Raw genomic sequence first — 19,264 nt, forward strand, 5'->3', positions numbered from 1 at the left:
GCCCCGCAGGGGCGTATCGAGACCCGCCTACGCCCGTGCACGCGAAGAGGGACCCCGCGTCATGCGGGGTCCCTCTGTCGTCGGTGCTGCGGAGTGCTACTTCGCGGTGGAGGTGCGGCGGTTCTCGGCCGACACCATCCAGGCGAACTGCTCCAGGCTCTGGATGATCGCGTGCAGGAGGTCCGCGCTGGTCGGGTCCTCCTCGTCCACCTGGTCGTGCACCTCGCGCATGGTGGCGGCGGTGTTCTCGAGGCGGATGGTGACGAGGTCGACCGTCTCGGCGGTGTCGATCTCGCCGTGCGGGTACTCGGGCAGCGTGGTGGTCGCCGCGACGGTGTCGCTGCGGCCGTCCGGGATCCCGTGCAGCGCGCGCATGCGCTCGGCGATGTCGTCGCTGAACTCGCGCGCGGCCTCGATGATCTCGTCGAGCTGCAGGTGCAGGTCGCGGAAGTTCTTGCCGACGACGTTCCAGTGCGCCTGCTTGCCCTGCACGTGGAGCTCGATCAGGTCGACGAGGACGATCTGGAGGCTGTCGAGCAGCTCCTTCGAGGCCTTGAAGCCCTTCTCGGCGTTCTGACGACGGCTGGTCTTGGCTCCGGAGCCGGCGGGGGCTTCGACGTGGCGTTCGAGGGTGGTGGTCATGGACCGATCCTTTCTCTTGACGGTGTCGGGGTGATCCCCTCCATCGAGTGTGGCCGCTCCGCCTGGACGGCGCCCGGACGGGGGCCGTGAGCGAAGGGGGGTTGACTCCGGGCGCGGGACGCCCGGCTCAGATCGTGGCGACGGATCCAGAGTCGACGCGGTAGTTCGACCCGTTCACGAACGAGGCGCGGTCGGAGCAGAGGAACGCGATCACGGCCGCGACCTCGTCGGTCTCACCGCGGCGCTTGAGCTCCATGTAGGGCCGCTCCTCGTCGAGGAACGACGCGATCGCCTCGTCCGTCGACGTTCCCCTCTGGTCGGCGCGCTTCTGCATCATGCGTCGGTCATGGGGCTCCGGATGAACGCGGGCGAGACCGCGTTCACGAGGAGGCCCTCGAGCGCGTACGAGCGCGAGAGGCCCTTGGCCAGAGCGAGGACCCCGGCCTTCGCGGCGCAGTACGGAAGCTCGTCGTCGTAGGGCTGCACCGCGTCCTCGGAGGCGACGAGCACGAGCCGCCCCCATCCGCCGCTCCGCAGGTCGGGGAGGAACTCGCGCACGAGCCGGACCGGGCCGAGCAGGTCGGTCTCGAGCGTGCTGGTCCAGCCCTCGTCGTCGATCTCGTGGAAGAGGCCCTGGGCGCCGGTGATGCCCGCGCTCTGCACGAGGATGTCGATCTCCCCGACGGCCTCGGCTACCTGCGCGTGCAGGGCGGCGAGCTCCTCGACGCTCGTGACGTCGGCGGCGAAGGCGTGCAGGCGTCCCTCCGGCGCGTCGAGCTCCGCGGCCGCCGCATCGAGCTTCTCCTGATCGCGGTCCGACACGACGACGGTCGCGCCCTCGGCGAGGAGCAGCCTCGCGGTCGCGAGCCCGATGCCCGAGTCGGCTCCGGTGACGAGGGCGGTGCGTCCGGTGATTCCTAGGTCCATGACTCCGGTCTACGCTCCCCCGCCCGAGCCGCTCAACGACTTGCGCCGAACACCTGAACGGGTCTACCGCGCGTGGGGGTGTCGATCGCGAAGACGCCGCCCGAGAGCGGGGAGTCGACGAGCTGCTGCTCCTCGAGCTTCTCGCGCGCGGTGCCGACGAACAGCGTCGAGAGGTCCGCGCCGCCGAAGCCCAGTCCGGTCACGTTCGGCGCCGGGATCGCGATCTCGTCGAGCAGCTCCCCCTCGGGGCTCCAGCGCAGCACGGCGCTCTCGCCGTTCGCGCCGGTCCAGAAGCAGCCGTCGACGTCGAGGGCGAGTCCGTCGAACGAGCGGCCGACGAGGAAGGGCTCGGGCTCGCCGAGCTCGTCGCCGTAGGAGCAGCGGAAGACGGTCGAGACGCTCGTGTCGGTGAAGTAGAAGGTCGCGCCGTCGTCGGACCACTCGAATCCGTTCGCCACCCCGAAGCCGCCGAGCAGCGTCTCCAGGCGCCCGGAGGCGTCGACGCGGTAGAGCGCGCCGTCCTGCTCCTCGGTGGTGAGGTTCATCGATCCCGCGACGAACCGGCCGGAGGGGTCGCACTTGCCCTCGTTCATCCGGAGACCGGCGTGCACGTGCTCGATCGGCGCGAGCTCGCGCTCGATCGCGAAGGCGTCGTCGAGCAGCACGATCCGGTCGCCCAGGGCCGCGACGAAGCCGCCCCCGCGCGCCGGCTGGAAGGATCCCAGCGGCGCCTCGACGGGCACGACCAGGTCGTCGGAGCCGTCGACCGCTCCGTCGGGCGCGCTCGCGTGGATCGTGCCGGTCGAGATGTCGCACCACAGCAGCCGGCCGTCGAGCCAGAACGGGCTCTCGACCAGGATCGCCTTCGTGTCGCGGAACAGACGTGCACTCGGCTCGCTCATGAACTCCTCCTCTTGCCGCTGCCGGGCTTCCTCGACCCGGGCTTCCTCGACCCGACCTTCTCGGGCGCGAGCTCTTCGATGGTGATCGCCGCGTTGACCAGCGCGAGGTGGCTGAGGCCCTGCGGCAGGTTGCCCCAGAAGGCCAGATCGTCGGTCGCGACCATCTCGGACATGATGCCGACGTCGTTGGGCATCGTCGCGACCAGCTCGTCCATCAACGCGATCGCCTCGTCGTGGCGCCCGACGCAGGCGAGCGCCGAGGCCAGCCAGAACGAGCAGGCGACGAACGGATGCTCCTCGCCCTCCATCCCGGAGTAGCGGAACATCAGCGCGCCGCGGCCGAGCTCGCCCACCAGGGCGTCGATCGACGAGATCATCCGCTCGCCGCGCTCGTACCCGCTCGGAGCGTGCAGCAGCACCGAGGCGTCGAGCTCCGAGGAGCCCGGGTACATCACGTACGAGCCGAGCTCGTCGGACCAGCAGTGCTCCTCGATCCACTCGCGCAGGCGGTCGCGCTCGAACCGCCAGCGGTCGGGGCTGCCCGGGATCTGGCCGAGCTCGGCGAGGTGCACGGCGGCGTCGAGCGCCTGCCAGCAGCCCATCTTGGAGGACGTGTAGTGCTGCTCCTCCTTGAGCTCCCACATGCCCGCGTCGCGGTTGCGCCAGAGGTCGCAGGTGGTGTCGGCGACGCGCGAGAGCAGCCGCCCGGTCTGGATGTCGAGCACGTTGCCCGAGTCGACGTAGATGCGGCAGATGTCGAAGAGGTCGCCGAAGACGCCGAGCTGCAGCTGGTTCTGCGCGCCGTTGCCCGACACGACCGGCCCGATGCCGGCCCAGCCGGGCACGTCGTACTCCGTCACCCCGGACGGCAGGGAACCGTCGAGGCCGTAGAAGATGTGCAGGTCGGGGCCGTGCTCCTTGATGGTGCGCAGGAGCCACGACAGCGCCGCGTGCGTCTCCTCCCGCAGTCCGAAGCGGACGAGCGCGTGCGCCGTGTAGGCCGCGTCGCGCACCCAGGCGAAGCGGTAGTCCCAGTTCTTGCCGCCGTTGGGCGACTCCGGGAGCGAGGTCGTCGCCGCCGCGGCGATGGCGCCGGTGGGCGAGTAGATCAGGAGCTTCAGCGCGAGTGCGCTGCGCTGCACGGCGTCGGCCCACGGACCGTCGTAGGAGAACTCCTCCGACCAGGCGCGCCAGCTGCGGATCGTGCGGTCGATGCCCCGGTCGACGTTGTGCGCGTCCGGGAAGTGCAGCGGCTCGTCGTGCGTGGCCGAGACCACGACGACGTGGCGGCTGGGCTTCTTGCCGCCCGAGACGGTGAAGACCCCGGTGAGCTCGTCGCCTGCGCCGGAGGGGGCGTTGTCGCCCTCGGGCCCGTGCTCCTGGCCGGTGACGCCGATCGTGATGTCGCCCGCGCGGATCAGCGAGCGGCCGTCGGCGTTCTGGATCCACGGCGAGACCGTGCCGAGGCCGGTCCCGGGACGGACGGCCCAGCGCATCCGCACCTCGCCCGTCACCCCGTCGACCCGGCGGGCGAGCTCGGCCCACGGGAGGCGGCCCGCTATGCCGGTCACGAGGCGTCGGTGACGGTGACCGAGCCGTTCTCGGTCGTGAAGGTGGTCTCGAGGACGTTCGTGTCCTGCAGGTAGCGGCGGGTGACCTCCGCGGGATCCTCCGGCCGCAGCTCGACGCAGCCGCCGGACTCCGGGTCGATCAGCGCGGCGAACGCGGGGGTCGAGCCGAGATCGGGCACCGGCATCCAGTCGACGCTGCCGTCCCGCGCGATCAGGGCGACCGTCCTCCCGTCGCCGATCGCCGCGTAGTCGCGCAGGGGCCTGGTCGCTCGGGGTTCCGCCATGCCCTCACGCTAGGCGGCACGCCTGCGGCGGACCTGGGCTTGCGGGGGCGGGCGGATGCGGATACCGGCGCGGCCGGTCAGGCCGTCGCGATGCCGCCGAACTCCTCCATGCGGGCGGTGAACTCGTCGCGGTCGCCCGCCTCGAGGAGGCTGTTCGCGTAGCCGGCGAGGAACGCTCCCTGCGCCGGCGGCACGAGCCCGACGTCGTCGAGCATCCGCTCCACGGCGCCGGAGGGGTCGGCGTCGAGGTCCACGAGGCCGAGCTCGACGGCCGGCGCGTCGCGCTGCGTCGAGGAGGCCGTGACGACCCAGAGGCTCGCCCTCGCCTCCGCGTCGCCGAGGGCGCCGTCGAGCTCGTAGCCGGCCCGCGACCACTCCGACGGGGAGTCGGCGATCTCGACCGTGTCGAAGCCGAGCGGCGCGAGCGCCGCGGTGAAGCGGTCGACGACGGCCTGCTTGTCGGCGTCGGTCGAGAGGTCGGCGGCGGCGTAGCCGGTGGCCGAGAGGTAGTCGTAGAGGAGGGAGGGACCGCCGTACACGTTCTCGGCGCGCTCGTAGTACTCGTCGTCGGCCGACTCCCACTCGCCGATCACCGCGGCCTCGACCGCGGCGACGGCTCCCTCCGAGAGTGCGACGGCCTCCTCCGCGGACGGCCGGGCGAGCACGTCGGCGGCGTCGCCGTCCTCGTAGCCGGGGTAGTCGCGGAGCGGATCGGCGGCGTCGCCCGGGTCCTCGCCGAACGGGTCCCCGCCGAACGGGTCCTCGCCGAACGGATCCTCGGCGCCGTCCGGGGCCGGAGCGCTCGTGGACGCCGACTCCGCGGCCTCGAAGGCCGTGCCGATGCCGACCGCGAGCAGCGTGCCGAGCACGCCCGTGTAGACCAGGCCGACCACCGCGCTGACCGCGAGCGCGGTCCAGGCGCCGGCGCCCAGCGGCCGGCGCTGCGGAGGTGCGGCGGGAGCCGGCGGCGGCGGGCTCATCGGGACCTGGCTCATCGCGTTCCTCCGGGTGTCGAGCGGCAGACCCCGCCAGTTTTGCACGCACTGCAGATCACGCGGGAGCCGCCCGGTCCGGGCGTCCGCGCAGCCGCTCCGGAGGATGATGGCGGGATGGACGACGTCGTGCCCACCTCCGCTCACCCCTCCCTCGACGAGGTCGACGCGGGCCTGCGCGTCGTCGCGCTCCCGCTGCTGACACGGTTCCGGGGGGTCGACCACCGCGAGATCGCGCTGGTGCGCGGTCCGGAGGGCTGGACCGAGTTCTCGCCGTTCCTCGAGTACGGACCGGAGGAGTCGGCCTCGTGGCTCCGCGCCGCGCTCGACTACGGCTGGAACGCGCTGCCCGCGCCGCTGCGCGACCGCATCCCGGTGAACGCGACCGTGCCGGCCGTCCGCGTCGACGAGGTCGCGGCGATCCTCGCGAGCTACCACGGCTGCCGCACGGCCAAGGTGAAGGTCGCCGAGCGCGGGCAGACGCTCGCCGACGACGTCGCGCGCGTCGCGAGGTGCGCCGGGTCCTCGGGCCGGAGGGGCGGATCCGCGTGGACGCGAACGGCGGCTGGAACGTGGACGAGGCCGAGCACGCGGTGCACGCCCTCGCCGAGTACGACCTCGAGTACGTGGAGCAGCCGTGCGCGAGCGTCGACGAGCTGGCGCAGCTGCGGAAGCGCGTGAAGTACATGGGCATCCCGGTCGCGGCCGACGAGAGCGTGCGCAAGGCCGCGGATCCGCTCGCCGTCGCGCGGGCCGGCGCCGCGGACCTGCTGGTCGTGAAGGCGCAGCCGCTGGGCGGGGTGCACCGGGCCCTGGCGATCACCGCCGAGGCGGGGCTGCCGGCCGTCGTCTCGAGCGCTCTCGACAGCTCCGTCGGCCTCGCGATGGGCGCCGCTCTGGCCGCCGCGCTGCCCGAGCTGCCGTACGACTGCGGCCTCGGCACCGCCTCCCTCCTCGCCGCCGACGTCACCGAGCGGCCGCTGCGGCCGATCGACGGCTCGATCCCGGTCGAGCGCGTCGAGGTGTCGGAGGCCCTCCTCGAGCGCCATGCCGTCTCCCCCGAGCGCCTCGCCTGGTGGCGCGATCGCCTCCGCTCGGCGCACGCCCTGCTCTGAGGCCTGGGCCGGGCGCAAGCCCGGCGCTACCCTCACCGCATGGGCACGGACAGCGGCATCGCGCGCCGACGCGCGCTCCTCGAGGACCTGATCGAGGCGAGCGGGATCGACGGCGTCGACATCGCGACGATGTTCGGCGCCCCGGCGATCCGCTTCCAGGGCACGATCGTCTGCTTCCTCGGCCACGACGAGCACCTGATCGTCAAGCTGACCCGGCAGGAGACGCTCGAGCGGATCGAGGAGGGCGCCGCCGAGCCCGTCGTGATGGGGCGGCGGACGCTGAAGGAGTGGGTCTCCGTGCCTCCGCTCGCCGAGGACGCCGCCTCGCTCCGGCGCTGGTCTCCGCACGCCGTCCGCGCTCTGGACCTCGCGCGCGAGCGGGCCGCGGCGCCTCCGGCGTGAACCGAGTGGTGCACTGCGGCATGATGGACCCCGCCCGGTCGCCGATGCCCGCGGCGCATCCCTCCCCCTCGAGCATCGGAGCCCCGTGACCGTTCCCGTCTTCTTCGACTGCGACACCGGCATCGACGACTCCCTCGCCCTCGCCTACCTGCTGCGCTCCCCCCGCGCCGACCTCGTCGGCATCAGCACCGTCAGCGGCAACACCGACGCCCGTCAGGCGGCCGTCAACAGCCTCGGCCTGCTCGCGCTCGCCGGGCGCACCGACGTCCCCGTCGCCGTCGGCGCGCACGACTTCCTCGAGGAGCCCTACGCCGGCGGCTCCCCCCACGTGCACGGCGACAACGGCATCGGAGGAGTGCAGCTGCCCGACGGCGGCCGTCCCGTCGACGAGGACCCGGCCGACCTCCTCCTCCGCCTCGCCCGCGAGCACGAGGGCGAGCTGCGCCTGATCGCCGTCGGCCCGCTCACCAACATCGCCCTCGCGCTGCGCAAGCACCCGGAGCTCCCCGCGCTGCTGCACTCCGTGACCGTGATGGGCGGCGCCGCCCTCGTCCCCGGCAACGTGACCGCCGTGGCCGAGGCGAACATCTGGCACGACCCCGCCGCGGCCGCCGAGGTGGTCGCCGCCGACTGGGACCTGACCCTCGTGCCGCTCGACGTCACCATGCGGCATCTGATGACCCAGGAGCACCGCGCGATCCTGCTCGAGTCGGGCGATCCGCTCTCGGAGGCGATCGGGCAGGCGCTGGACTACTACTTCGACTTCTACGTGGGCCACTTCGGCGAGCGCACCGCCGCCATGCACGACCCGATGGCCGCCGCCGTCGCGCTGGACGCGGTCGGAGTCGCCTCCGCTCCGACCGTCCCGGTCGAGGTCGACGCCACCTGGGGCCCGGGTCGCGGGCAGACTCTGCCGGACCTCCGCGGCATCTACCGCGACGTGCACCCCGAGGGCTCCCGCACCCGCTTCGTGCTCGCCCTCGACGAGCCGTTCGCCCCGCACCTCGTCGACGTGATCGTCTCGAACGCCTGACGCCCGCACGACGAAGGCCGAGAGCCCCGGACAGCCGCACTTCTGCGGATCCGGGGCTCTCGGCCTTCGTTCTGCCGCACAGCCGTCGCGGGCGCCGGTGGGGTCGATCGCAAGGCGGAGGAGGGGCGCGCAACGGCGCTGCGAGCCCCGACGACAACGCCGCGAGCGGCCCCGCCGGTGCCCGCCGACTACATGCCGGTGTCGAGTCCCGAGTACGCGTGGAGCCCCTTGAAGAACACGTTCACGACGCCGAAGTTGAACATCACGGCGGCGAAGCCGATGATCGCGAGCCAGGCCGACGGGGTGCCCCGCCAGCCGCGGGTCGCACGGGCGTGGATGTAGCCGGCGTAGATGGTCCAGATGATGAAGGTCCAGACCTCCTTGGTGTCCCAGCCCCAGTAGCGGCCCCACGCCTTCTCGGCCCAGACGGCACCGGCGATCAGGGTGAAGGTCCAGAGGATGAAGCCGATGATCGTGACGCGGTAGGCCAGGTTCTCGAGCGTGAGTGCACTGGGCAGGGTCTTCAGGAACCGCAGGACGGAGCGCGGGTTCTCCTCCGCCCCCTCGCGGCGGGCCTGCAGCAGCTGCGTGACCGACAGCGCGAAGCCGAGCGCGAAGAACGCGGTGCCGAGGATCGCCACGAGCACGTGGATCACGAGCCAGTACGACTGCAGCGCCGGCGGGAGCGGCACGACGGCGACGTAGTAGTTGACCGTCGCGATGCCCAGGAGCACCAGCACGAGACCGGTGATGAAGGCGCCGAGGAAGCGGAGGTCCCAGCGCAGCTGCACGACGAGGAACACGCCGATGATGATGAGCGTGCCCGTGAGCGAGAACTCGTACATGTTGGCCCACGGCACACGGCCCGCGGCCACTCCGCGCAGGACCGCGGCGGCGGCGTGCAGAACGAAGGCCAGGAGCGTGAGCGAGAACCCGATGCGCATCGTCTTCGAGCGCGCGGGGGCGTTGTAGACCTCGTCCTCGACGCGGCTGCCGAGCCGCGAGAGCGTCGCGGTCGGGCGACCCGTGCCGGCGGCGACGGTGGCCCTGCCGCTGGCGCCTTGTCGGCGGCGGCGGCGGAGGCGACCCGCTCGGCCTCCTGCACGACTCCGAGCGCCTCACCGTCGGCCAGCGAGGACCGGCGAGCCAGGTCGATCGCGAAGAAGATGAAGGCGAGGGCGTAGACGCCCATCGCGGAGGACAGGGTCAGCACCGAGTACTGGGAGAGGGTCTCGATCACCGGTCAAGGATAGGCGACGCTGCTCGGAACCACCCCTGCACGGATGCACAGGTTCGGCGGATCCGCGGGGTTCAGTCGAGCGGCGCGTGCCGGTCGGCGACGGTGCGGACCGCCCGCACGAGCTGCGGGTCCTCACCGCGGGCGAGCCCCGCGTACTCGAGGCGCAGCGACCCGTCCTCGGCCGGCGTCGCCTTGATCCAGACCCGTCGTCGGGGCACGAACAGGGAGGTCAGCAGCCCGGCGAGCACGAGGATCGCGAACAGGAGGACCCAGCCCTGCGTCGCGTCGTGGTGGATGTCGAACGAGGCGAACCGGCGCACGCTGTCCGTGCCGACGACCTCCGGGTCGGCCCCGACGTTGTCGAAGGACACGGAGCCGAGGCCGTTCGGCAGCTCGGCGGTCTCACCCGGCTGGAGCGTCAGCGGAGCGACCCCGGTGTCGCCGCCGGTGAGCCGGGTGAGCGAGTCGGTGTTCAGCACGTAGACCGAGGTGGGCACGCCGGCGTCCAGACCCAGGTCGCCCGAGAAGACGTTGAGCGAGAGCACCGGGTACTGCAGGTCGGGGAAGATCGACGTCGAGGCGCCGGTCTGCAGCTCGTCCTGCGTGGGATAGAAGAAGCCGGTCATGCCGATCTGCTCGGCGAGGCCGTCGGGGACCTTGACCACGCCGACCGAGGTGAGGTTCGCGTCCTGCGGCAGGAACGGCACCGAGTCGGTGAAGATCGGGGTGCCGGAGGGATCCCGAACCGTGATCGTCGGCGCGTAGCCGTTGCCGAGCAGGTAGACGTTGGTGCCGCCGACCGCGAGCGGCTCGTTGACCTTCACGGTCCGCTCCTCGGTGCCGCCGCCGCGCTGCGTCGTCGTGACGTTCGCGGTGAAGTCGATCGGCTGCCCGAAGGCGTCGCCCCGCTCGGTCACGTACTCCACGTCGAGCCCGTCGAGCGTCAGCTGGTACGGGTCGAGCTGCGAGCTGTCGAAGAAGCGCCCCGGGTTGAACGAGTCGTAGGCCGCCAGGTTGTTCGCGAAGCCCTGACCGCCCTCGACGAGCACGCGCTGGCCGCTGTAGCCGAAGCCGCCGCCGATGCCCACGGCGACCAGGATCCCGACGAGCGCGGAGTGGAAGACCAGGTTGCCGGTCTCGCGGAGGTACCCGCGCTCGGCCGACACGCTGCTCCAGCGACCGCGGGGGTCGTCGTAGCGCTCGACGCGGTAGCCCGCGCGGCGCAGCACGGCGTGCCCGGAGGCGATCGCCTCCTCCGTGCTCGCTCCCTCGACGTCGCGCACCGTGTAGCCCGCCAGGCGCTGCAGGCGCACCGGGGTCTTCGGCGGACGCGACCGCATGGCCTCGAAGTGGTGCTTCGTGCGCGGGATGATGCAGCCGATGAGGGAGACGAACAGCAGCAGGTAGATGCTCGAGAACCACGCCGACGTGTACGTGTCGAAGGCCTGCACGTTGTCGAGCAGCGGTGCCAGATCGGGGTTGTCGATGAAGTACTGGGTGACGCCGTTGGGGTCGGAGGAGCGCTGCGGCACGAGCGAGCCCGGCACCGCCGCGATCGCCAGCAGCAGGAGGAGGAAGAGCGCGGTGCGCATGCTCGTGAGCTGGCGCCACATCCAGCGCAGCCAGCCGACGAGGCCGAGCCTGGGCTGCGTGATCGTCTCGGCGTCCGAGTCGTAGTGGTCGGACGGGCGGAAGTTCGCGTCGGCGCGCTTCTGCTCGTCGACGTCGCTGCGATCAGATCGCGGGCCGGAAGTCATAGATCACCTCGCCGAGGGCTCCGTAGACGAGGGTGTTCCAGACGCCGGTCACCATCAGGAGGCCGATGACGATCAGGGCGACGCCGCCGACGATGTTGACGGTGCGGATGTGGCGCTTCACGAACGCGAGGGTCGTCTCACCCAGCTGAAGCCGAAGGCGACGAGGAGGAAGGGGAGGCCGAGGCCCAGGCAGTACATCAGGGCGAGCAGGGCGCCGCGCCAGGGCGAGCCCGCGCCGAGGCCCAGCGCGAGGATCGAGCTGAGCGTGGGGCCCAGGCACGGCGTCCAGCCGATGCCGAACACGATGCCCAGCAGCGGCGCGCCGATGAGCCCCGTCGCGGGGCGCACGCTCGGGCGCAGCGTGCGCTGCAGGAACGTGAACTGCCCGACGAAGACGAGGCCCATCGCGATCACGACCACTCCGAGGACGCGGGTGATCACGTCGCTGTATCGGCTCATCCAGAACCCGATCGACCCGGCCGCCGCCCCGTACAGCACGAAGACGAGCGAGAAGCCGAGCACGAACAGCAGCACGCCCAGCAGCACCCGGCTGCGGCCGCGAGCGCGGCGCTCGTCGGCGTCGGTGAATCCGCCGACGTAGGCGATGTAGCCCGGCACGAGCGGCAGCACGCAGGGGGACGCGAACGACACCAGTCCGGCGAGCAGTGCGATCGGGACCGCGAGGAGCAGCTGGCCGCTGACGACGATCTCGCCCACCGCGCTACTCCTCTTCCGCGAGCGTGTCGCCGACGAGGGTCGACAGGATCGACGCCTCCTGCAGCTGCCCGAGGATCCGCGAGGCCACGCGGCCCTCGCGGTCGAGCACGAGCGTGGTGGGCACCGCGTTCGGCGGGACCTTGCCGCTGAACGCGAGCTGCGCGGATCCGTCGACGTCGACGATCGAGGGGTAGGTGATGCCGTAGGTCTTCGCGAAGGCGGCCGCCTGGGGCGCCTGATCGCGGACGTTCACGCCGACGAACGAGACGTCCTGATCGGCGTACTCGGCGTTGACCGACTCCAGATCGGCGGCCTCGGCGCGGCACGGGGCGCAGCTGGCGTACCAGAAGTTGACGACGACGACCCGGCCGGCGAGGTCGGCGGAGTCGATCTCCTCGCCGTTCTCGTCGGTGCCCTCGAACACGATCGGGTCGGTCCGGTCGGCCGCGGCGATCTCGGTGATCGTGCCGTCGCCCGAGATGTAGCCCTTGTTGCTGCCGCTGCGGTACTGGTCGGCGAGCGGATCCTCGGTGCAGCCCGCGAGGACCGCTCCGGCCACGAGCGCGAGGGCCGTGGCGGTGACGGCTCGACGGCGCATCAGACGGCGCCCACGTCGGTCGCGAGGCCTTGGAGCCCCGCCGCCGGATCGGTGTAGCCGACCTCCGCGAAGCCGTCGCCCCGGCGCTCGATCGTGGTGATGCTCGAGAGCGCGCAGCGGCGCTTGCGCGGGTCGTGGAAGAGCCGCTCCCCCGCGAGGGCGCGGTGCACGGTCCAGATCGGGAGCTGGTGGCTGACGATGACCGCGTCGCCCTCGACGGTGCCCTCCCACGCCGCCTCGATCGCCGCGTACATCCGCGCCGAGATGGAGAGGTAGGGCTCGCCCCAGCTGGGCTCGAACGGATTGCGCAGCCACGGCCAGTGCTTCGGGTTCTTCAGCGCGGAGCTGCGGGCGGCGAGGGACTTGCCCTCGAAGCGGTTGCTCGGCTCGATCACGCGCGGATCGCTCGTGATCTCGAGCTCGAACGCCTGCGAGATCGGCTGCGCCGACTCCTGCGTGCGCTGGAGCGGGGAGGCGACGAGCGTCGTCACGTGGCGGCGCCGCTCGAGCAGGTCGTCGGCCGCCGCGCGGGCCATCCGGTGGCCCAGCTCCGAGAGCCGGAAGTTCGGGAGTCGCCCGTAGAGGACCCGGTCGGGGTTGAACACCTCGCCGTGCCGCACGAGATGGATCTGATCGGCAACCACGAGCGTCAAGTGTACGGAACCGCGCGTGGGGGAACGCCGGGAACGACGGGTCTGGGCGGAGGCTGAACGGGTGCTCAGCGCCGTGCTCTCACCGCCGCGCCAGCACGGCCGCCGAGATCCGTCGGACCAGCGCGTCCGGCAGGTGCCGCACCACGCGACCGGCACCCCGAAGCGCCACGAGGGCACCGAGACGACCTGACCGCGCGCCACGTCGCGGAGGAACTCCTCGACCACCGCGTCGGCGTCGAGCCAGAGGAAGGAGGGGATGGAGGAGGTGTCCATCGCCGCCCGCTCGTGGAACTCGGTGCGCACCCAGCCGGGGCAGAGGGCCGCCGCCCGCACACCCGTGCCGCGGAGCTCCACCGCGAGCGACTGCGTGAACGCCGTCGCCCACGCCTTGACCGCGGAGTAGGGGCCCAGGTGCACGAACCCCGCGACGCTCGCGACGGTCAGGATCGCTCCGCGTCCCCGGGCGGTCATCGCCTCGGCGGCGGCCCCCGAGAGCACGGCGACCGAGCGGACCATCACCTCGAACGCCGCGTCCTGCGCGGCGACGTCGGGCTCCGAGAAGCTGCCCTCGATCCCGAACCCGGAGTTGTTGACCAGCACCCGCACGGGCCGCTCCGGATCGACGAGCCGGGCCCGCACGCGCTCCACCTGCTCGCGATCGGTCAGGTCGACCGGCAGCACCTCGACGTGCGGGGCGCCGAGCCCGCGGAACGCGGCCGCCGCCTCCTCGAGCCGGGCCTCGTCGCGCGAGACGAGGACGAGGCTCCAGCCGCGGCGCGCGAACGCCCGCGCGAAGGCGGCTCCGATGCCGGTGGACGCTCCGGTGATCAGTGCGGTGCTCATGCGTGCTCCCCTGCGCTCGTCGTCCTCAGCGTCTCACGGAGGACACCTGAGCGGTCGCGCCGAGGCGGTGAGCAGGAGTGCCGCGGCCACCAGGTCGTCCCGCCGGCCGCTCAGACGGGCTCCTGCGCCGGTTCCCCCACGAACACGGAGACGGAGACGAGGCGCACCGAGGCTCCGTCTCCCCACGCGACGAAGCCGATGGCCGAGACTGCAGCGCCGGGATCCGGCTCGACGTCCGCGACCTCGTCGGCGCGTGCGGCGCTGCTCGTGGCCGGGACGGCCCGCTCCAGTGGGATCCAGTGCTCGTCGCCGGGCACCACGGCGGGCGCTCCCCCGGTGCGCGGCAGATCGCGCGCGTGGTGAACCACCGTCCGTCGAGCCGCACGGCGGATCGGAACCCCTCGGTCTCCACCCCGGGCACGTCGTCGCACCGGAACTGCAGTCGGGCCAGCTCACGCCACTCCACGCCGGCGAGGTGCTCCACGAAGACGAGGGTGGGCGGATGCGGTGGCGGGCCGACGCGGGAGAGGTGCGGAGAGGCGTGCCGCGCCTCGACGACGAACGAGTGCTGCGCCTCGACGACGAACGGAGAGGCCCCCGACCTGCGCGAGGCGGGCTGTCGCAGCGGGATCTGCCGCCACCCCACCACCTCGAGCGGCCACGCCGGATCGTCCCAGCCGCCGTCGGCGCTCCCCACGATCTCGCGCGGGCGGACGAAGTCGAATCGTGCGACCGGGAGGAGCGCGGGAGTCCACGACCGCGCCAGCGTCATCGCCTCCGCCGGCGACAGCGCTCTCCTCCACACGGCGAGGCGCGCGAGCTGCCCACCGAAGAAATTGCCGGGCTCCCCTGTCAGGCGGACGGCGCCGACGGTGAAGTCCGAGATCGAGCGCCGGTTGAGCCCGTCGGGGTAGTGGAACGGGTTCTTGGCGTAGGTCAGGCCCTCGCCCAGCGGCGACTGGCGCTCCGTGAAAGTGGGCCGCAGATCGGTCACTCCGTCGAGGAACGACCGGATCTCGGTGCCGTCGTAGGTGAAGCCGATCACCCTCCATTCGTCGTAGCCGATCATGCGCGCGGTGGCGGAGTAGTCCCTGCTGTAGGGCAGACCGGCGCTGGGACCGCCCGTGCTCGAGACGTGGCCGATGACCTGCTCCGCGCCTCCGTAGGTCGCAGGTCGATGAACAGCCCGTACTGCCTGCGCGGGTCGCCGTCGTCCTCCTGCCACATCCCGGCGATGAAGCCCGTGCCCTCGGAGCGGCGGCGCACGAGAGCGAACACCGACACCTCGTCGCCAGAGGCCGCCACGTGGAGGTCTCCCACGTCGCAGCCGGGATGACGAGGTGGTCGGCGCGGCCGTCGAACGACAGCGCGCGCCCGACCACCCCGTCGGACAGCGAGGCGACGTGGGATCCCGCGGCGTTCCGCAGGGTCAGTCGTCCGTCGAGCGAGACGAGGGGACGGGAGCGGCGCCGGAAGTCCCACTCCGCGACCGGGGCGTCTGCGCTCATGCCCGGATCAGCCCTCGTCGGCCAGGATCGGCTCCGAGACCGCGCAGGCCTTCTCGAGCTGCCCGCCGATGTCGGCGGCGGGCTGCCAGATGCTGTCGAGGTCGGGCTTGATGGCGGCTGCCAGCTCGGGGTACGACACGGGGTAGGTGATCTGCTGCGCCTTCTTCAGCGGGTCGATCATGGCGGTCTGCGCCTCGTCATCGGTGATGCGCTCGCTCGCCTGCGACACGATCGAGGGCTCGAGGAGCGACTCGCGGCCGGACATGTAGAAGCCCGCGAGCTCCTCGCTCGCGGCCGCGCCGGTGAGGTGCTGCAGCAGTCGCGTCGCGAGCTCGGGCGACCCGCCGTCCGCCAGGACCGACACGTAGGCCTGACCCATGAAGTAGTCGTCGCCCCCGTCGTTGTTGTCCGGCTGCGGAACCATCCGCGTGGTGATCGCCGGGTCGGTGATGGTGTTGAGGGTGCTCGCCGAGCCGACCATCATGGCGGTGTCGCCGCTCGAGAAGGCGGAGGTCTCGCCCGGGCCCGGGTAGCTGTCGTCGACGAAGATGAGGTCGTGCAGGTACTGGAACGCCTCCTCGGACTCCGCCGAGGCGAGCCCGCAGCTGGTGCCGTCCGGGTACGCCTCCGCACCCCAGCCCTTCAGGAACACCCCCATGAACTGGTAGTTCTGCAGGGCGAACTGCGGGATGTCGAAGCCGTAGGTCACCACTCCGGAGTCGACCATCTCCTTCGCGATGCGGCGGAGGCCGTCCCACGTCCACTCGCCCTTGTCGATGAGCTGCTGGGGGGTCTCGACACCGGCCGCCTCGAAGGCGGCCGTGTTGTAGATGACGGGCTGGGCGCCGTTGGAGAACGGGATCCCGTAGAGGGCCTCGCCGTCGGTCACCTGCTCCGTGACGTTCTCCAGGTAGTCGGCGGCGTCGAACTCCTCGTCCTCCCGGACGCTGCTGATGTCGGTCAGAGCGCCCGAGGCGATGAACGCCGGGACGTTCGCTTCGACGAGCCAGGCCAGATCGGGCGCCTCGCCGCCGTTCAGCTGGACGGAGAGCTGCTTGGTGTAGTCGGCGAACGGGATGCTCTGCACGGTGAAGTCGCCGAGCTCCGGGTTCTCCTCCCGGAAGTCGTCGGCGAACGACTCGAGCGTGGCGATGATGGTCTCGTCCGAGGTCCACACCGTCATCGTCATGTCCAGCGGGTCCTCCGCCGAGGCGGTGGTGCCGCCCCCGCCCGAGCAGGCGACGAGGCCGACCGCCAGCCCTCCGGCGACGGCGGCTGCGGTGAGCCGGTGTGTTCTCATGGCGTCTCCTCTTCGAGATGTTCTGCTTGTGGTGGGGTGACTACTTGATGCCCGTACCGGCGATGCCCTGCACGAACTGGCGCTGAGCGACGAGGAACACCGCCAGCACCGGCAGCACGCTCAGGAAGGTCGCGGCCATCTGCACGTTCCAGACGGGTATGCCGGTGTAGGGGTCCGTGAACGACTGCAGCGCCACGGGCAGCGTCCACAGCTCCCGGGAGGGCAGGAGGACCAGCGGCTCGAGGAACTCGTTCCAGCTGTTCAGGAAGGACAGGATCGCGAGGGCGGCGAGTGGTCCTCGGGCGAGCGGCAACGCGATCCGGGCGAAGATCCCGAACCGGCCGAGGCCGTCGATGCGCGCCGCCTGCTCCAGCTCCCCGGGCATCGACCGGAAGAACTGCCGCATCAGGAACACTCCGAGCACGCAGGGGACGCCGAACACGCCGGGCACGATCAGGGCCAGGTGCGAGTCGATCCAGCCGAAGCCGCGCAGCAGCCGGAACAACGGGATGATCGTGACCTCGCTCGGGATGAGCAGGGCGGCCAGCAGAACGACGAACATGGCGTCGCGGCCCCGGAACTCGATGCGCGCGAAGGCGTACCCGGCGAGTGACGACACCGCCAGCACTCCGACCGTGCAGACGGCGGAGATGTACACGGAATTGCCGAACTGCTGCAGGAACGGCCCGGTCGTGAACGGTGTGACGAAGTTCTGCCACTGCGGATCGGTCGGCCAGAGCGACGGCGGATTGGCGAACACGTCGCCGAGCGGCCGCACCGCCGTGACGAACATCCAGTACAGCGGGAAGACGAACGGAACGGCGAGGACGACGAGGAGGAGGTAGAGGATCCCCTTCGAGGTGCCCGGCCCGATCTCGAGGCGGCGGGCGGTTCCCACGCCCCTGCTACGACTCATTGAAGACCCACCTCCGGCGTCCCAGCCACTGGGCGAGGGTGATGGCCAGGGCGATGACGAAGAGCACCACGGCCGCGGCGCTGGCGCTGCCGACCTGGAAGGCGTTGAACGCCTGGTCGTAGATGTAGTAGCCCAGGACCGACGTGGCGAGCCCGGGACCGCCCTGCGTGAGCAGGTAGATCTGCGCGAAGGCCTTGAGCGCGTTGATGGTGGCGAGGATGCCGACGAACAGGATCGTCGGACTGATCAGCGGGAGCGTGATGCGCACGAAGCTCTGCACCCCGGTCGCCCCGTCGACCCGCGCCGCCTCGGTGATCTCCTCCGGCACCTCCTGCAGCGCTGCGAGGAAGAGGATCATGCTCACCCCGACGCCTTTCAGCACTTGCACCACGATGATCGTCGGCATGGCGGCAGCGGGATCGGCGAGCCAGTTCGGGCCGGAGACGCCGATCTCCGCAAGCCAGGCGTTGAGCCCGCCGTTCGCCTGCAGCAGGTAGTCCCAGACCAGCGACCACGCGACCAGCGAGATCACGACCGGCAGGAAGAAGGCGGTCCGGAAGACGCCGATGAAGCGGATGCGCGCAGTGACGAGGACCGCGAGCAGCAGACCCAGCACGATGTTGAGCGGCACCACCGCCAGCGCGAACACCGTCGTGTTCCCCATCACCTGCGCGAAGACCGCACTGCCGAGGAGGTCGGCGAAGTTGTCCAGCCCCACCCAGGTCTCGCGGCCGGACAGGCTGTTGTAGTCGAGGCCGCTGAAGTAGAAGACGCCGACGAGGGGGCCGGCGACGAAGACGGCGAATCCGATCATCGCCGGGGCGACGAAGGCGTAGCCGTAGGCGGCGTCCTGGCGGCGGAGACGGGACGGACGGGCCTTTCCCGTGTCCACCTCTCGAGCGGCCGGCATGACGACGGTCGCGGTGCTCTGGGTCACTGTGCTCCTCATCGAGTCGTGCCTGCCCGCTGGTCGAACCGCGAGTTGCAGCATCTGCAACACCATTGCATCTGCTGATGCGGGTGATCCTGCCAAGGGAGGCCGGAGCTGTCAAGAGCCGTGGGAGGCGCCGATCCGTTCAGCCGCCGGTCCCGGTGAGACGGCGCTGGATCCGCGAGACCGCCGCGACGCAGGCGGGCCCCAGGCGCTCGACGAGCTCCACCCTGTCGCCGGCGAGCGAGAAGATGCCGACCGCCGCCACGGGGCGGCGGAACTCGTCGAGGACGGCGACGGCGACGCGCGCGATGCGGTCCCGGCGGTCGACCGTCGCGTAGCCGTGCTCGCGCTCGAATTCGCGGCCGGCGTCGAAGTCGGCCCGGTCGAACACCAACTCGGGCTCCTGCGGCCGCTCGAGGTTCTCGGCGATGATCGCCTCGCGTTCGACATCGGGGAGGTGGTACAGGATGGCCCGGCCGGTCGCCGTGACGTGCATGTCGGCCGAGAGGCCGGCGATGTCCGCGAACGCGGTCTCGCGGCGCGGACGCAGCGAATCGGCGTAGACCACCTGCGAGCGCTCAGGCACCGCGAGATGCACGGTCTCGCCGATCTCGGCACTCAGCGCCCAGAGCACCGGGCGAGCGAGGCGCTTGAGATCGAAGCCGGTCTCGAAGCCGTGCGCGAGCGTGAGCACGCGGCTGGTCAGGGCGATGCGGCGGTCCTCGCGTCGGACGAGGTAGCCGAGGGCGACCAGCGCGGTGACGAGACGCGACGTGCTGCCCTTGTCCAGACCCGCCCGATCCGCGAGTCGCCCGAGGGCGATCCCGTCGTGCTCGGACGCGACGATCTCGAGAAGGAGGAGTCCGCGAGCGAGCGTTCCGCTGGGCGTGGTGAGGGGGGTCATCGAGGTCCGTCTCTCCGAGGCTCCGG

Annotated in this window: 16 protein-coding genes and 4 pseudogenes; 3 read left to right on the forward strand and 17 right to left on the reverse strand. The window is 71.5% G+C overall.

The features are described 5' to 3' along the window. Positions 1-96 precede the first annotated feature (96 nt). The 6 genes and pseudogenes from B0T42_RS05330 to B0T42_RS05350 form a co-directional block, all read right to left on the reverse strand. Positions 97-642 (reverse strand): Dps family protein, encoded by a 546-nt coding sequence (locus B0T42_RS05330; RefSeq protein WP_055790487.1) that lies wholly within the window; start codon positions 640-642, stop codon positions 97-99. A 127-nt stretch (positions 643-769) separates the two neighbouring features. Further along, the gene (locus tag B0T42_RS21900; RefSeq protein ID WP_269087500.1) at positions 770-979 is read right to left on the reverse strand and encodes an SDR family oxidoreductase; all 210 of its coding nucleotides are present in this window, start codon (positions 977-979) and stop codon (positions 770-772) included. Beyond that, the gene (locus tag B0T42_RS05335) at positions 976-1,569 is read right to left on the reverse strand and encodes an SDR family NAD(P)-dependent oxidoreductase (protein WP_269087501.1); all 594 of its coding nucleotides are present in this window, start codon (positions 1,567-1,569) and stop codon (positions 976-978) included. The genes B0T42_RS21900 and B0T42_RS05335 overlap by 4 nt, the downstream gene beginning before the upstream one ends. A 32-nt stretch (positions 1,570-1,601) precedes the next feature. Then, positions 1,602-2,471 (reverse strand): SMP-30/gluconolactonase/LRE family protein, encoded by an 870-nt coding sequence (locus tag B0T42_RS05340; RefSeq protein ID WP_077222236.1) that lies wholly within the window; start codon positions 2,469-2,471, stop codon positions 1,602-1,604. Then, positions 2,468-4,326 (reverse strand): annotated as a pseudogene (locus B0T42_RS05345) (glycoside hydrolase family 15 protein). Before B0T42_RS05345 ends, B0T42_RS05340 begins: the two are co-directional and overlap by 4 nt. 77 nt (positions 4,327-4,403) lie before the next feature. Then, positions 4,404-5,321, reverse strand: coding sequence for a hypothetical protein (locus B0T42_RS05350; protein WP_077222237.1), 918 nt, complete (start codon positions 5,319-5,321; stop codon positions 4,404-4,406). A gap of 114 nt (positions 5,322-5,435) precedes the next feature. Here B0T42_RS05350 and B0T42_RS05355 point away from each other — a divergent pair. The 3 genes and pseudogenes from B0T42_RS05355 (at position 5,436) to B0T42_RS05365 (ending at position 7,868) form a co-directional block, all read left to right on the forward strand. Continuing rightward, a pseudogene (locus B0T42_RS05355) lies at positions 5,436-6,433 on the forward strand (o-succinylbenzoate synthase). A 39-nt stretch (positions 6,434-6,472) separates the two neighbouring features. After that, on the forward strand, positions 6,473-6,835 hold the full coding sequence (locus B0T42_RS05360) for a TfoX/Sxy family protein (protein ID WP_077222238.1): 363 nt from the start codon (positions 6,473-6,475) through the stop codon (positions 6,833-6,835). A gap of 85 nt (positions 6,836-6,920) precedes the next feature. After that, positions 6,921-7,868, forward strand: coding sequence for a nucleoside hydrolase (locus tag B0T42_RS05365; RefSeq protein ID WP_077222239.1), 948 nt, complete (start codon positions 6,921-6,923; stop codon positions 7,866-7,868). A gap of 188 nt (positions 7,869-8,056) precedes the next feature. On the opposite strand, the pseudogene ccsB reads toward B0T42_RS05365, so the two are convergent. The 11 genes and pseudogenes from ccsB to B0T42_RS05420 form a co-directional block, all read right to left on the reverse strand. Then, a pseudogene (gene ccsB / locus B0T42_RS05370) lies at positions 8,057-9,060 on the reverse strand (c-type cytochrome biogenesis protein CcsB). A 119-nt stretch (positions 9,061-9,179) separates the two neighbouring features. Next, positions 9,180-10,865: a cytochrome c biogenesis protein ResB gene (gene resB, locus B0T42_RS05375; RefSeq protein ID WP_077222241.1), complete on the reverse strand. Its 1,686-nt coding sequence runs from the start codon at positions 10,863-10,865 to the stop codon at positions 9,180-9,182. Continuing rightward, positions 10,843-11,582, reverse strand: a pseudogene (locus tag B0T42_RS05380) (cytochrome c biogenesis CcdA family protein). Before B0T42_RS05380 ends, resB begins: the two are co-directional and overlap by 23 nt. A 4-nt stretch (positions 11,583-11,586) precedes the next feature. Beyond that, a complete protein-coding gene (locus tag B0T42_RS05385; protein ID WP_077222242.1) occupies positions 11,587-12,180 on the reverse strand; it encodes a TlpA family protein disulfide reductase in 594 nt (197 codons plus the stop codon). After that, positions 12,180-13,676, reverse strand: a complete 1,497-nt coding sequence (locus B0T42_RS22255; RefSeq protein ID WP_342418208.1) for an SDR family NAD(P)-dependent oxidoreductase — start codon at positions 13,674-13,676, stop codon at positions 12,180-12,182. Before B0T42_RS22255 ends, B0T42_RS05385 begins: the two co-directional genes overlap by 1 nt. Positions 13,677-13,701: 25 nt before the next feature. Continuing rightward, positions 13,702-14,745, reverse strand: a complete 1,044-nt coding sequence (locus B0T42_RS05400; protein WP_139344425.1) for a LamG domain-containing protein — start codon at positions 14,743-14,745, stop codon at positions 13,702-13,704. Further along, entirely contained in the window at positions 14,742-14,981 is a 240-nt protein-coding gene (locus B0T42_RS19430) for a hypothetical protein (protein WP_139344426.1), read from the reverse strand. The genes B0T42_RS05400 and B0T42_RS19430 overlap by 4 nt, the downstream gene beginning before the upstream one ends. Positions 14,982-15,191: 210 nt before the next feature. Next, positions 15,192-16,484, reverse strand: coding sequence for an extracellular solute-binding protein (locus tag B0T42_RS05405; RefSeq protein WP_077222245.1), 1,293 nt, complete (start codon positions 16,482-16,484; stop codon positions 15,192-15,194). Between the two features lie 40 nt (positions 16,485-16,524). After that, entirely contained in the window at positions 16,525-17,382 is an 858-nt protein-coding gene (locus B0T42_RS05410; RefSeq protein ID WP_236720132.1) for a carbohydrate ABC transporter permease, read from the reverse strand. Positions 17,383-17,389: 7 nt separating this feature from the next. After that, a complete protein-coding gene (locus B0T42_RS05415; protein WP_077222247.1) occupies positions 17,390-18,337 on the reverse strand; it encodes a carbohydrate ABC transporter permease in 948 nt (315 codons plus the stop codon). 139 nt (positions 18,338-18,476) lie between these two features. Next, positions 18,477-19,238, reverse strand: coding sequence for an IclR family transcriptional regulator (locus B0T42_RS05420; RefSeq protein WP_077222248.1), 762 nt, complete (start codon positions 19,236-19,238; stop codon positions 18,477-18,479). Between the last annotated feature and the right edge of the window lie 26 nt (positions 19,239-19,264).

Origin of the sequence: Rathayibacter rhapontici, from assembly GCF_001995175.1 — a bacterium.
Classification (GTDB): Bacteria; Actinomycetota; Actinomycetes; order Actinomycetales; family Microbacteriaceae; genus Rathayibacter.